11 protein-coding genes are annotated in these 13,720 nt (G+C 73.3%); 9 read left to right on the top strand and 2 right to left on the bottom strand.

Translation table 11 applies throughout. The annotated features are described in order from the left end of the window. Window positions 1-150 precede the first annotated feature (150 nt). The 5 genes from ACFXAE_RS18295 to ACFXAE_RS18315 all read left to right on the top strand — a co-directional run bounded on the left by ACFXAE_RS18295 (window position 151) and on the right by ACFXAE_RS18315 (window position 6,336). A complete protein-coding gene (locus tag ACFXAE_RS18295) occupies window positions 151-672 on the top strand; it encodes a hypothetical protein (protein WP_384715366.1) in 522 nt (173 codons plus the stop codon). Window positions 673-717: 45 nt separating this feature from the next. Then, a complete protein-coding gene (locus ACFXAE_RS18300; protein ID WP_384715369.1) occupies window positions 718-3,933 on the top strand; it encodes a S41 family peptidase in 3,216 nt (1,071 codons plus the stop codon). Between the two features lie 124 nt (window positions 3,934-4,057). Further along, entirely contained in the window at window positions 4,058-4,411 is a 354-nt protein-coding gene (locus ACFXAE_RS18305; protein ID WP_384715372.1) for a histidine triad nucleotide-binding protein, read from the top strand. Between the two features lie 6 nt (window positions 4,412-4,417). Next, the gene (locus ACFXAE_RS18310) at window positions 4,418-5,323 is read left to right on the top strand and encodes a ribonuclease Z (protein ID WP_384715375.1); all 906 of its coding nucleotides are present in this window, start codon (window positions 4,418-4,420) and stop codon (window positions 5,321-5,323) included. 20 nt (window positions 5,324-5,343) lie between these two features. Further along, window positions 5,344-6,336 (top strand): adenosine deaminase, encoded by a 993-nt coding sequence (locus ACFXAE_RS18315; RefSeq protein ID WP_384715378.1) that lies wholly within the window; start codon window positions 5,344-5,346, stop codon window positions 6,334-6,336. 155 nt (window positions 6,337-6,491) lie between these two features. On the opposite strand, the gene ACFXAE_RS18320 is transcribed toward ACFXAE_RS18315, so the two are convergent. After that, window positions 6,492-7,823, bottom strand: coding sequence for an MFS transporter (locus ACFXAE_RS18320; protein WP_384715381.1), 1,332 nt, complete (start codon window positions 7,821-7,823; stop codon window positions 6,492-6,494). A gap of 187 nt (window positions 7,824-8,010) precedes the next feature. Then, window positions 8,011-8,793 (bottom strand): IclR family transcriptional regulator, encoded by a 783-nt coding sequence (locus tag ACFXAE_RS18325; protein WP_384715384.1) that lies wholly within the window; start codon window positions 8,791-8,793, stop codon window positions 8,011-8,013. Between the two features lie 110 nt (window positions 8,794-8,903). Here ACFXAE_RS18325 and ACFXAE_RS18330 point away from each other — a divergent pair, with 110 nt between their 5' ends. From ACFXAE_RS18330 to ACFXAE_RS18345, 4 genes are all read left to right on the top strand, one after another. Beyond that, window positions 8,904-9,866, top strand: a complete 963-nt coding sequence (locus ACFXAE_RS18330; protein WP_384715387.1) for a 5-dehydro-4-deoxyglucarate dehydratase — start codon at window positions 8,904-8,906, stop codon at window positions 9,864-9,866. Next, a complete protein-coding gene (locus tag ACFXAE_RS18335) occupies window positions 9,863-11,170 on the top strand; it encodes a glucarate dehydratase family protein (RefSeq protein WP_384715390.1) in 1,308 nt (435 codons plus the stop codon). The genes ACFXAE_RS18330 and ACFXAE_RS18335 overlap by 4 nt, the downstream gene beginning before the upstream one ends. A 92-nt stretch (window positions 11,171-11,262) precedes the next feature. Further along, complete coding sequence (locus ACFXAE_RS18340; RefSeq protein WP_384715393.1) at window positions 11,263-12,435, top strand: carbohydrate kinase family protein; 1,173 nt, start codon at window positions 11,263-11,265, stop codon at window positions 12,433-12,435. 212 nt (window positions 12,436-12,647) lie between these two features. Next, window positions 12,648-13,718 carry a PhoH family protein gene (locus tag ACFXAE_RS18345; protein WP_384715396.1) on the top strand — a complete coding sequence of 357 codons (1,071 nt, stop codon included), beginning with the start codon at window positions 12,648-12,650 and terminating at the stop codon, window positions 13,716-13,718. Window positions 13,719-13,720 lie beyond the last annotated feature (2 nt).

Here is a 13,720-nt window from a genome sequence, read left to right on the forward strand (position 1 = left end):
GGCTGGAAGTCAGCCTCTCCGGCGTTTGAGGAGCGAGGGTCCGGGGGCAGCGCCCCCGGGGACGGGAAGGGGAAGGGGCGGCGGGGGCGGACAACCAAGTGGCCATATGCGCCCTACCGCCCCGCCGGTGACGGTGGCAGGCTGCCGCTCATGGGGGCGATGAAACGGATCCCGCGACCGGTGCTCGCCGTCGGCTTCGCCGTGGCCGCCGTGGCCGGGGTCACCGCGTGCGAGGGCGGCGGACTGAGCTCCGCGGCCGTCGCGTTCACGACCGACGAGACCGTGACCGAGGAGCTCAACCGGCGGAAGGCCCAGGTGCGCTGGCTCAGTTGCACCGCGTCCTTCGGGGACAAGGACCGCTCACCGTCCGCGGACGAGGACACCGTCGCCTCCGTCGACTGCCAGGGCGAGACGCAGGACGGCAAGGAGATCACCGTCACCGGAAAGATCACCCACGCCGTCAACGGCGCCTGTGTGCGCGGGAACATCACCGCGAAGGTCGGTGGGAAGCAGGTGCTCCGGGTCGACGGCCTGGGCGACTGCGACTCCACCAGCCCGCCGCGCGTGGGCGAACCCACGCGACGCGGCCCGAACCCCACCGTCACCGTGACCGTCACGACGACCGTGTGGTGCGAGCAGTACCCGTCGTGTCGCCCCGTCGAGGGCAAGTGATCCAAACCTCTGTCCAGGCCGCTTCCCCGTGCATAGGGTGATCGGGTGACACAGCCCGCATCGGTTGCATCTGCCGCATCTGCCGCTTACCTCCGGTTTCCGCATCTGCACGGCGAGTTGGTCGCCTTCACCGCCGAGGACGACGTGTGGATCGCCCCGCTCGACGGCGGCCGGGCCTGGCGGGTCAGTGCCGACAACGTGCCCGTGACCCGACCCCGTATCTCGCCCGACGGCACCACCGTCGCCTGGACCTCCACCCGCGACGGCGCCCCCGAGGTGCACGTCGCACCCGTCGACGGCGGCCCCGCCAGACGCCTGACCCACTGGGGCAGCCCCACCACCCGGACGCGTGGCTGGACGGCGGACGGCCGGGTCCTGGTGATCAGTGCCCACGGCCAGGCCGGCGTGCGCCGGGCCTGGGCCCGTGCCGTGCCCCTGGACGGCGGCCCCGCCACCACGCTGCCCTACGGCCCCGTCGGCGACGTCGCCGAGGGCCCGCACACCGTGCTGCTGTCCGCGCCGATGGGTCTCGAGGCCGCCCGGTGGAAGCGCTACCGGGGCGGTACGGCGGGCAAGCTGTGGATCGACCGCGAGGGCGACGGCGAGTTCGTACGGCTGCACGAGGACCTCGACGGGAACATCGAGCATCCGCTGTGGGTGGGGGACAGGATCGCGTTCCTCTCCGACCACGAGGGCACCGGCGCCCTGTACTCCTCCCTCGCCGACGGCTCCGACCTGCGCCGGCACACTCCGCTCGACGGCTTCTACGCCCGCCACGCCGCCACCGACGGCAGCCGCGTCGTCTACTCCAGCGCCGGTGAACTGTGGCTGCTGGACGACCTCGACGGGGACGGGCCGCGCCGCCTCGACATCAGGCTCGGCGGGCAGCGCGTCGACCTCCAGCCGTTCCCGGTGAACGCCGCCCGCTGGTTCGGCTCCGCGTCGCCCGACCACACCGCGCGCGGCAGCGCCGTCTGCGTGCGCGGCACCGTCCACTGGGTCACCCACCGCGCCGGCCCCGCCCGTGCGCTCGCCGCGACCCCGGGCGTACGGGCCCGGCGGCCCCGTGTCTTCCGCGCGGACGGCGAGGAGTGGGTGGTGTGGGTGACCGACGCCGAGGGCGACGACGCCCTGGAGTTCGCCCCCGCCACCGGACTCGCCCCGGGCGCCACCCCGCGCCGGATCGCCGCCGGACAACTGGGCCGCGTCGTGGAACTCGCCATGGCCCCCGACGGCGGCCGTGCCGCGGTCGCCTCCCACGACGGCCGGGTCCTCCTCGTCGAGCGCGAGACCGGCGAGGTCCGCGAGGTCGACCGCAGCGAGGACGGCGACGTCTCCGGGCTGGCCTTCTCGCCCGACTCCTCCTGGCTCGCCTGGTCCCACCCCGGCCCGCGCCCGCTCAGCCAGCTCAAACTCGCCCACACCACCGACCTGTCGGTCACCGAGGCGACCCCGCTGCGCTTCCAGGACTACGCGCCCGTCTTCACCCTCGACGGCAAGCACCTCGCGTTCCTGTCGACCCGCTCCTTCGACCCCGTCTACGACGAGCACGTCTTCGACCTGGCCTTCGTCGAGGGCGTACGCCCGTACCTGATCACCCTCGCGGCGACGACCCCGTCCCCGTTCGGCCCGCAGCGGCACGGGCGCCCCTTCGAGACACCGGACCGGGAGGAGACCCCCGACAGCGAGGGCACCCCCACCACCCGGATCGACCTCGACGGCCTCGCCGACCGGATCGTGCCCTTCCCGGTGGAGGCCGCCCGCTACACCGGCCTGCGCGCCGCCAAGGACGGGGTGCTGTGGCTGCGGCACCCGGTGCGCGGCGTGCTCGGCGCGTCCAGGGCCACTCCGGACGACCCCGACCCCAAGACCGACCTGGAGCGCTACGACCTCGACCGGCAGCGCATCGAGCATCTGGCCGTGGACGCGGACCACTTCGAGGTCAGCGGCGACGGCAAGCGGGTGCTGCTGTGGACCGACGGGCGGCTGAAGGTGGTCCCCAGCGACCGGCGCGCCTCCGGCGACGACGACAGTGACACCAACATCACCGTCGACCTGGACCGGGTCCGCCAGTTCGTCGACCCGGCCGCCGAGTGGCGGCAGATGTTCGACGAGAACGGCCGCATCATGCGGGACAACTTCTGGCGTCCCGACATGAGCGGCGTGGACTGGGACGGGGTCCTGGACCGGTACCGGCCCGTGCTCGACCGGCTCGCCACCCACGACGACCTGGTGGACCTGCTGTGGGAGGTGCACGGCGAGCTCGGCACCTCGCACGCCTACGTCGTCCCGCGCGGCGGCCGCGGCGACGGTGCGCGCCAGGGGCTGCTCGGTGCGGACATCTCCCGGCACGAGGACGGCAGCTGGCGGGTCGACCGCATCCTGCCCGCGGAGACGTCCGACCCGGACGCCCGGTCGCCCCTCGCCGCGCCGGGGGTCGCCGTCCGGCCCGGTGACGCGATCGTCGCCGTCGCCGGGCAGCCGGTCGACACGGTGACCGGACCGGCGCCGCTGCTGGTCGGGACGGCGGGGAAGCCGGTGGAGCTGACGGTGTCGCCGGCGGGGGGCGGCGAGCCGCGGCACGCGGTGGTGGTGCCGCTCGCCGACGAGGAGCCGCTGCGGTATCACGCGTGGGTCGCGGACCGGCGGGCGCATGTGCTGGAGAAGTCCGGCGGGCGGCTGGGGTACATCCACGTTCCCGACATGCAGGCGCCCGGGTGGGCGCAGATCCATCGCGACCTGCGGGTGGAGGTGCTGCGGGAGGGGCTGATCGTGGACGTGCGGGAGAACCGGGGCGGGCACACGTCGCAGCTCGTGGTGGAGAAACTGGCCCGGCGGGTCGTGGGATGGGACCTGCCGCGGGGGATGCGGGCGGAGAGCTATCCGCGGGATGCGCCGCGGGGGCCGGTGGTGGCCGTCGCCAATGAGTTCTCCGGGTCCGACGGGGACATCGTGAACGCGGCGATCCGCGCGCTGGGGATCGGGCCGGTGGTGGGTACCCGTACGTGGGGTGGCGTGATCGGTATCGACAGCCGCTACCGGCTGGTGGACGGGACGCTGGTGACTCAGCCCAAGTACGCCTTCTGGCTGGAGGGGTACGGGTGGGACGTGGAGAACCGCGGTGTCGACCCGGACGTGGAGGTGGTGCAGCGGCCGCAGGATTACGCGGCGGGACGGGACGTGCAGTTGGACGAGGCGGTGAGGCTGGCGTTGGAGGCGCTGGAGTCGACTCCGGCGAAGGTGCCGCCGGTGTTGTCGTAGCCGGGGGCGGGGTGCGCGGCCCGGCGTTCGCGGGGTGCCTCCCAGGCCGTTCAGGAACCGGGGGAGGAACGACTGCCCGCGGGTACGATGCTTCGGACGTGATCAGCCGGCTTGAGGAGGGTTCATGGCTGGGGAGCCTCAGGAGGACTGTCTGTTCTGCAAGATCGTCGACGGGAGCATTCCGGCGACGATCGTGCGGGAGACCGAGACCACCATTGCCTTCCGTGACATAAACCCCCAGGCGCCCACCCACGTGCTGGTGATCCCGAAGGCGCACCACAGGGACGCCGCCGCCCTCGCCGCCGCCGCGCCCGAGCTCGCCGCGGACGTGCTGCGGGAGACGCGGGCCGTCGCCGACGAGGAAAAGCTGGAGAGCTACCGGATCGTCTTCAACACCGGCAGCGGCGCCGGCCAGACCGTCTGGCACGCGCACGCCCACGTCCTGGGCGGCCGCGGTCTCGAGTGGCCCCCCGGATAAGCCGCCTTGTCCGCACGCGAACTGGTGGTCCTCGGCACCGCCAGCCAGGTCCCCACCCGGCACCGCAATCACAACGGCTACCTGCTGCGCTGGGACGGCGAGGGCATCCTGTTCGATCCCGGCGAGGGCACCCAGCGCCAGATGCTGCGCGCCGGGGTGGCCGCCCACGACCTGAACCGGATCTGCGTCACCCACTTCCACGGCGACCACTCCCTCGGACTCGCCGGGGTGATCCAGCGGATCAACCTCGACAAGGTGCCGCACGAGGTCACCGCCCACTACCCGCGCTCCGGGCAGCGCTTCTTCGACCGCCTGCGCTACGCCACCGCCTACCGCGAGACCGTCGCCCTCACCGAGGCCCCGGTCGACACGGACGGCCCCCTCGCCCGTACCCCCGGCTACACGCTGGAGGCGCGGAGGCTGTCCCATCCCGTCGAGGCGTACGGCTACCGGCTCGTCGAACCCGACGGCCGGCGCATGCTGCCCGACCGGCTGGCCGCGCACGGCATCAAGGGCCCGGACGTCGGCCGCATCCAGCGCGAGGGCACGCTCGGCGGGGTCCCGCTGGAGGAGGTCAGCGAGGTGCGGCGCGGACAGCGGTTCGCGTTCGTCATGGACACCCGGCTGTGCGACGGGGTGTACGCGCTCGCCGAGGGCTGCGACATGCTGGTCATCGAGTCCACGTTCCTCGACGAGGACGAGGCCCTCGCCGTCGATTTCGGCCATCTGACCGCCGGACAGGCGGCCCGGGTGGCGCGGGACGCGGGCGTACGGCATCTCGTCCTCACCCACTTCAGCCAGCGCTACACCGACCCGGAGGAGTTCGAGCGGCAGGCGCGGGCGGCCGGGTACGAGGGCGAGCTGACCGTGGCACGGGACCTGCAACGGGTGGCACTTCCGAAGCGTCGGTGAAACAGCCGTACGATATTTCGATGCCCGTACCAAAAGCCGAACTGCACCTTCATATCGAAGGCACCCTTGAGCCCGAGCTGGCCTTCGCCCTTGCCGCACGCAACGGCGTCGAGCTGCCCTACGCCGACACCGACGCGCTCCGTGAGGCGTACCGCTTCGAGGACCTGCAGTCCTTCCTGAACCTGTACTACGAGCTCATGGCCGTCCTGCGCACCGAACGGGACTTCGAGGACCTCGCCGACGCCTATCTCGCCCGCGCCGCCGCGCAGGGGGTGCGGCACGCGGAGATCTTCTTCGACCCGCAGGCCCACCTGGCGCGCGGCGTCGGCATGGGCACGGTCGTCGAGGGGCTGTGGCGGGCACTGGGCAGGAGCGTGGAGACGCACGGTGTCTCCACCCGGCTGATCATGTGCTTCCTGCGGGACGAGTCCGCCGGGTCGGCCCTGGCCGCCCTGGACGCCGCGAAGCCGTATCTGGACCGGATCACCGGCGTCGGGCTCGACTCGGCCGAGGTCGGGCATCCGCCGGCGAAGTTCCGCGAGGTGTACGAGGCCGCCGCCGCGCTGGGGCTGCGGCGCGTGGCGCACGCCGGCGAGGAGGGGCCGCCGGAGTACATCACCGAGGCGCTGGACGTCCTCGGCGTGGAACGGGTCGACCACGGGCTGCGCTGCGTGGAGGACCCGGCGCTGGTGGAGCGGCTGGTGCGGGAACGCGTGCCGCTGACGCTGTGCCCGCTGTCCAATGTCCGGCTGCGCACGGTGGACACCCTCGCGGACCATCCGCTGCCGGCGATGCTCGACGCGGGCCTGCTGTGCACGGTCAACTCCGACGACCCGGCGTACTTCGGCGGTTACGCCGGGGACAACTTCGACGCGGTGCGCGAGGCTCTGGGGCTCGGCCCGGAGCGGCTGCGTGAGCTGGCCCGGAACTCCTTCCTCGCCTCCTTCCTGGAGGACGACGAGGAGCGGCGGGCGCGGTACCTCGCCGAGGTGGAGGCGTACGACTTCGGCTGACCGCCGCGAGCGACGGTGCCGGGACCTCGGCTGGGCGGGGGTGGGTTTCGCTTGCCGGCGCTTGCGGGTGCCGCCGCGCCCACCCGTGCCGCCACAGCGGCACGACTGCCCGCGGCTGCGGTGGCGCTGGGAGCGGGAGCCGAAGTCGGGACGCTTCAGTACGCGCCCGGGGCCCGGGCGGCCGCCGCCGTGTCGTAGGTGCGCTGGGCCGGGGCCGGGGTGCCGTCGAGGGGGATCTCGACGACCGGCTGTTCCGGGGCGCCGACCTCGGGGACCGCGCCCGTCGGGGTGCCGGTGGCCGCGGCGACCACGGCCGCCGGGTGGCCGCCGCGGCGGCGGACCGCGCCCGGCAGCAGCGGGCGTCCGCCGGTGTGCAGGGCGACGGCGGTCATCGGCAGCGCGACCAGCAGCAGACCGGTGCCGAGGACCGCGCCCATCACCGGGAACCCGGCCTGCGCGGACAGCACGCTGCCGGTCAGCGGCCCCGCGGCGGTCCCCAGGGACGACGCCGAGCCGACCAGCACGGCCCAGCGCCCCCGCGGATCCAGCGAGGCCGCCAGCCCGATCAGGTACGACAGCACGACCGGGTAGATCGTGTTCCAGGCGATCTCACCGGCGGCGAAGCTGCCCAGACCGGTCGCGGAGGCGCTGAGCGCGATGCAGCCGGCGATGAGGACCGTGCCGCCGCCGATGGGCAGTGCCCGCCCCAGCCGCGACCCCAGCGCGCCCGCGCCCAGGACGCCCAGCAGCCCGGCGCCCAGCGCCACCGCGAAGACGGCGCCCACGGTCGCCTCGGAGAGGTGCGCCTGGCCGACCCCGATGCGTCCGCTCACGCCCCACAGCGCGTTCTGGGCGAGCGACCACAGCAGCATGGCACCGGCGAGGACCATGCCCGAACGCCGGTGCGGCAGACGGGCGGTGGCGTCGCCGGGTGCGGTGCGGCGCGGACCGGGCGTGCCGGCCGGCAGCCGCGACGTCAGCGGCCACACGGCCAGCGCCGTGAGGGCGATGGCGGCCAGGGTGAGCCCGTGTCCCGGCAGGTGCGGCACCGTCAGGTACACCACCCCCGCGAGCGCGGAGACGCTGAGCAGCCCGAGGGCGGAGGCCCGGTGCGGGTCCCGTTCGGCGGCGATCCGGGTGGCGGCCACCGTGGTGGCCGTGCCCGAGCCGAACCCGCCGATCACCGCGCCGGCGACGACGGCCGGTACGGCGGTGGTGAGGGCGGCCCCGCCGTAGCCGACGGCGGCCAGCAGCAGGCCCAGCCGGGCCAGGGTCCGCGCCCCGGCCCGCTCCACGCGCGACGCCAGCAGGAACCCGGCGATCGCGGAACTCAGCAGCAGTGCGCTGCCGACGGCTCCCGCCTGGGTGGCGGAGAGGCCGAGGCCGCGTTCCAGCCGGCCGACGGTGGTCGGCAGCAGATACGGGGCGAGGTACCCGGCCGTGAAAAGGGCGACGAGGGGCCAGGGGGTGGTGCGAGGGGCGAACACGGGCGTTCCCGGGGCGTGCGGAAGGGACGGTGCTGAGACCGTGGGAAAGGGAGGGGGCTGCGTCCGTCGACGGACAGGAACGCGCGGCCAATTTGTATCAAGTGAGGGGAGGGCAACGGGAGGGCGCAAGGTGTGATCTGAATCACTCTTGCGTTTAGGGCCCCGGAAGGCCGGGAAACAGCTTCCGCTACCGCCAGTGAATGGCCCCGCCACCTGCGGGAATCGTCGTCTCCACCTTCGTCCGGATCTCCCGCATCACGGCGACGATCCGCTCCTCCCGCTCCGGCGTCAGCCGGGCCACCGGCACCGAGCAGCTGATGGCGTCCTGCGCGGGGGATCCGTACCGCAGGGCGAACCCGAAACCGATGATCCCGGGCACGCCCTCCTCGCGGTCCACGGAGTAACCGCGCTCCCGCACCCCGGCCAGATCGGCGGCCAGCGACTCCCGCGAGGTGTGCGTGTTCGGCGTGGCCGCCTCGTACGGCCCCTCGGGCAGCTCCTCGTCCGGCCGCTCCGCCAGCAGCGCCTTGCCGAGCGCGCCCACGTGCGCCGGCAGCCGCCGCCCCACCCTGCTGATCGTCCGCAGGTACTCGTGCGACTCGCGGGTCGCCAGGTACGCCACGTCACGGCCGTCCAGCCGCCCCATGTGGATCGTCTCGCCCAGGGCGTCGGACGCCTCGTCCAGATACGGGCGCACGGCCCGCACGCGCGGGTCCGAGTCGAGGTAGCTGGTGCCGGTGAGCAGGGCGCGGATGCCGATGCCGTACAGCGAACCGGTGACGTCGGTGCGGGCCCAGCCGCGCGCGATCAGGGTCTGCAGCAGCGCGTACATCGAGCTGCGCGGCACCTCCAGCGCGTCCGCCAGTTCCTGGAGGCGTGCCGGGCGGTCACCGCGTGCGGCGAGCAGTTCCAGTACCTCCATCGTGCGCGCGGCGGACTTCACCTCGCGCACGCCCCCTGTCTCCGGCATGCGCCGATCGTAGTCCGGCGGGAGGAGGTCCGGACCGGGCCATTGACGGTTCTCGTTCGCCTACTTAACCTTCATTCTCATACATGGATGACGTCTACATAGGGAGATGAATGAGGGTGAGTCCCGATACGGACCCGAGCGGTACGGCCGCCGTGGCGCGGCGCCTGAAGGACGGGATGGCGAACGGGGTGCTGTCCTTCCCGCTCACCGCCTTCCACGAGGACGGCTCCCTCGACCCGGACGGCTTCCGCGCCCACGTCGCCGAACGGATCGCCACCGCCCCCGGCGCCGTCTTCCCCGCCTGCGGCACCGGCGAGTTCTTCTCCCTCGACGAGGACGAGTACCGGCAGGTCGTCACCCTCACCGTCGAGGAGAGCGCGGGCCGGGTGCCGGTCGTCGCCGGCATCGGCTACGGCTGGGCACAGGCCACCCGGTTCGCGCGCATCGCCGAGGACGCCGGCGCCGACGCCCTCCTCGTCCTGCCGCACTACCTCGTCACCGCCCCGCAGGACGGCCTCGTCGCCCAGCTCGCGGCGGTCTCCGCCCGCACCCGGCTGCCGCTGATCACCTACCAGCGCGGCCAGGTCGCCTACACCCCCGGCTCGCTCAGGCGGATCGCCGCCCTGCCGAACGTCATCGGCCTCAAGGACGGCCACAGCGACCTCGACCGGCTGCAGCGCCTCACCCTCGCCGCCCCCGAGGGCTTCCTCTTCTTCAACGGCGCCGCCACCGCCGAGATCCAGGCCCGCGCCTACGCCACCGTCGGCGTCCCCGCCTACTCCTCCGCCGTCCACGCCTTCGCCCCCGAGATCGCGAACGCCTGCTTCACGGCGCTGCGCGACGGCGACCACGGCACCGTCGACAAGCTGCTGCGCGACTTCTACGTGCCGTTTGTCGAACTGCGCGACCGCGTCCCCGGGTACGCGGTGTCGCTGGTGAAGGCGGCGGCCCGGCTGCGCGGACGCCCCGTGGGCCCCGTGCGCGCCCCCCTCACCGACCCCTCGCCCGGCGACCTCGCCGACCTGCGCACCCTGCTCACCGCCGGACTCGACCTCGTAGGAGCCGCCCTGTGACCACGCCGACCTCCCGCGACCTGACCGTCACCGAGGTCCGCCTCACGCCGATCCTCGTCGCCGACCCGCCCCTGCTCAACACGCAGGGCGTCCACCAGCCGTACACCCCCCGCCTGATCGTCGAGGTGGTCACCGCCGACGGCACCACCGGCCTCGGCGAGACCTACGGCGACACCAGGTACCTGGACCTGGCGGGGCCCCTCGCGGACCGGCTCGTCGGCCGCCGGGTCGGCGACCTGAACCGGCTGTTCAGCGAGGCCGACGAGGTGGCCGTCGACGCCTCCCAGGTCTCCGGCCAGGTCGACGTCGGCGGACTGCGCGGCGTGCAGACCGCCGACAAGCTGCGCCTGTCCGTGCTCTCCGCCTTCGAGGTCGCCTGCCTCGACGCCCTCGGCAAGAGCCTCGGCCTGCCCGTGCACGCCCTGCTCGGCGGCAAGGTGCGCGACGCCGTCGAGTACAGCGCGTACCTCTTCTACAAGTGGGCCGGCCACCCCGAGGGCGTGCCGGCGGAGAAGGACGACTGGGGCGCCGCCCTCGATCCGGCCGGCGTCGTCGAACAGGCCCGGATCCTCACGGAGCGGTACGGCTTCACCTCCTTCAAGCTCAAGGGCGGCGTCTTCCCGCCCGACGAGGAGATCGCCGCCGTACGCGCCCTCGCCGCCGCGTTCCCCGGACACCCCCTGCGCCTCGACCCCAACGGCGCCTGGTCGGTGGAGACCTCGCTGAGGGTGGCCGCGGAACTCGGGGACGTCCTCGAGTACCTGGAGGACCCCGCGCTCGGCACCCCCGCCATGGCCGAGGTCGCCGCCCGCACCGGCGTGCCGCTCGCCACCAACATGTGCGTGACGACGTTCGCCGAGATCGAGGAGGCGTTCACCACCGGCGCCGTCCAGGTCGTCCTCTCCGACCACCACTACTGGGGCGGACTGCGCAACACCCAGCAGCTCGCCGCGATCTGCCGCACCTTCGGCGTCGGCGTCTCCATGCACTCCAACACCCACCTGGGCATCAGTCTCGCCGCGATGACCCACGTGGCGGCCACCGTGCCCCACCTGCACCACGCCTGCGACTCCCACTACCCCTGGCAGTCGGAGGACGTCCTCACCGAGCGCCTCACCTTCGAGGACGGCACCGTGCGGGTCTCCGACGCGCCCGGCCTCGGCGTCGAACTCGACCGCGACCGGCTGGCGGTCCTCCACCAGCGGTGGCTCGACGACGACGGTTCCCTGCGGGACCGCGACGACGCGGCCGCCATGCGCGTCGCCGACCCGGACTGGACCACACCGGCCGTGCCGCGCTGGTGACCTCCTCGGAGGCCGAACCGGAGTGACGGCCGTCACGTTGTCGGTGGCGTGGTGCACACTGGCTGGAACCGCACCACGTCAGGGAGCGCACTGTGACGGCGTCCACCGGGAAGGCACGCATCGAGGGACCGCACTGCTCGTCCCAGGTCGATCCCCTCGCCGCCCTGCGCGCACCGGACGACCCGCCCTGGGACGTCTACCTCACCGGCACCGTCTTCCTCGACATCGTCTTCACCGGGCTCGACTCCGCCCCGGTGCGCGGGACCGAGTCCTGGGCGCGCGGGATGGGGTCGAGCCCCGGCGGCGTCGCCAACATGGCCACCGCCCTGGCCCGCCTCGGCCTGCGCACCTGTCTCGCGGCGGCCTTCGGCGACGACCACTACGGCGAGTACTGCTGGGACGCGCTGGAGCAGGGCGAGGGCATCGACCTCTCCCCGTCGCGCGTCGTGCCCGGCTGGCACTCACCGGTCACCGTCTCCATGGCCTACGACGGCGAGCGCACGATGGTCTCCCACGGCCACGAGCCTCCCCCCGAGGAGCCGTCCCACCCGTCGCCCACCACCCTCAGACGACGCCCTCCGGGCGCGGACCTGCCTCCGTGCCCGCCCCGCGCGCGGGCCGCCGTCGCCTCCCTCACCCCGGGCCGCAGCGCCCCCTGGATCGCGCAGGCCGCGCGCAAGGGCGCCCGCATCTTCGGCGACGTCGGCTGGGACGACACCGGGGCGTGGGACCTGGCCGCGCTGCCCGACCTGCGGCACTGCGAGGCGTTCCTGCCGAACGCGGAGGAGGCGATGCGGTACACCGGCACGGACAGCCCCCGCGCGGCGGCGCACGCCCTCACCGAGCACGTGCCGGTCGCGGTGGTCACCCTCGGCGCGGAGGGCGCGTACGCGGTGGACCGGCGTACGGGGGAGACCGCGTCGGTGCCGGCGATCGACGTCGAGGCGCTCGATCCGACCGGGGCGGGGGACGTGTTCGTCGCCGGGTTCGTCACGGGGACGCTGGCGGGGTGGCCGCTGGCCGACCGGCTCGCCTTCGCGGGGCTCACGGCGGCGCTGTCCGTCCAGGAGTTCGGGGGGTCGCTGTCGGCGCCGGGGTGGACGGAGATCGGGGCGTGGTGGCGCAGGGTGCGGTCGGTCGAGGGACAGGACCCCTCGGCGCTGCGGCGGTACGAGTTCCTGGCGGGGCTGGCCCCGGGGGAACTGGTGCGGCCGTGGCCGCTGCGGCGGGCCGTGCCGACCATCGGCTTCCGCCGGCCGGCTTGAGACGAGGGCCCGCCGCAGGGGCCGCCCCCTTCCCCGCCCCGCCCCGCGCCGGAGGGCCGGGACGCGGACCACGGGCCCGGGACACGGTCCCGACTCGGCCGGTTAAAAGCCCTACGGGCTTGTCACCCCTCCGTCGTACCCTGGGAATCGCGAGGCCGCCCTCCGCTGTGCGGCCGTGACGAGGAGGATCCGCAGGCCTTCAGAGCCGGCCCATGACTCAGACACCCACAGCTCACACCCCCGCGCAGGGGCAGGCGAGAGTGCAGTTCACCGTCCCCGCCCAGCACCCCATGGTGACCGTGCTGGGTTCCGGGGACTCCCTCCTGCGCGTGATCGAGAAGGCCTTCCCGGGGGCCGACATCCACGTCCGGGGCAATGAGATCAGCGCGGTCGGCGACGCCACGGACGTCGCCCTCATTTCGCGCGTGTTCGACGAGATGATGCTGGTGCTCCGCACCGGGCAGCCGATGACGGAGGACGCAGTGGAACGCTCGATCGCCATGCTGAAGGCGAGCGAGAACGGGGAGAGCGACGGCCGGGAGACCCCGGCCGAGGTGCTCACGCAGAACATCCTGTCCTCGCGCGGCCGCACGATCCGCCCCAAGACCCTCAACCAGAAGCGCTACGTCGACGCGATAGACAAGCACACCATCGTCTTCGGCATCGGCCCGGCGGGCACCGGCAAGACCTACCTCGCCATGGCCAAGGCGGTGCAGGCCCTGCAGTCCAAGCAGGTCAACCGCATCATCCTGACCCGCCCCGCCGTCGAGGCCGGAGAGCGGCTCGGATTCCTCCCGGGCACGCTCTACGAGAAGATCGACCCGTACCTGCGCCCGCTCTACGACGCGCTGCACGACATGCTCGACCCCGACTCGATCCCCCGGCTGATGGCGGCCGGCACCATCGAGGTCGCGCCGCTCGCCTACATGCGGGGCCGGACCCTCAACGATGCTTTCATCATCCTGGACGAGGCCCAGAACACCAGCCCCGAGCAGATGAAGATGTTCCTCACCCGCCTCGGCTTCGACTCGAAGATCGTGATCACGGGTGACGTCACGCAGGTCGACCTGCCGAACGGCACCAAGTCGGGCCTGCGGCAGGTGCAGGACATCCTGGAGGGCCTGGACGACGTCCACTTCTCCCGGCTGACGTCCCACGATGTCGTCCGGCACAAGCTGGTGGGCCGTATCGTCGACGCGTACGAGCAGTACGACAGCCAGCACGGCACCCAGAACGGCACCCACAAGGGCGACCGGGGCAAGTCCGGGCACAAGGGGAAGTAGAC

The organism is Streptomyces sp. NPDC059454 (assembly GCF_042749965.1).
Taxonomy (GTDB): domain Bacteria; phylum Actinomycetota; class Actinomycetes; order Streptomycetales; family Streptomycetaceae; genus Streptomyces.

Coding starts and splice junctions, on each gene's coding strand:
- ACFXAE_RS18295 (WP_384715366.1), top strand. CDS start 151: ATGGGGGCGATGAAACGGATCCCGCGACCGGTGCTCGCCGTCGGCTTC.
- ACFXAE_RS18305 (WP_384715372.1), top strand. CDS start 4,058: ATGGCTGGGGAGCCTCAGGAGGACTGTCTGTTCTGCAAGATCGTCGAC.
- ACFXAE_RS18315 (WP_384715378.1), top strand. CDS start 5,344: ATGCCCGTACCAAAAGCCGAACTGCACCTTCATATCGAAGGCACCCTT.
- ACFXAE_RS18325 (WP_384715384.1), bottom strand. CDS start 8,793: ATGCCGGAGACAGGGGGCGTGCGCGAGGTGAAGTCCGCCGCGCGCACG.
- ACFXAE_RS18330 (WP_384715387.1), top strand. CDS start 8,904: ATGAGGGTGAGTCCCGATACGGACCCGAGCGGTACGGCCGCCGTGGCG.
- ACFXAE_RS18345 (WP_384715396.1), top strand. CDS start 12,648: ATGACTCAGACACCCACAGCTCACACCCCCGCGCAGGGGCAGGCGAGA.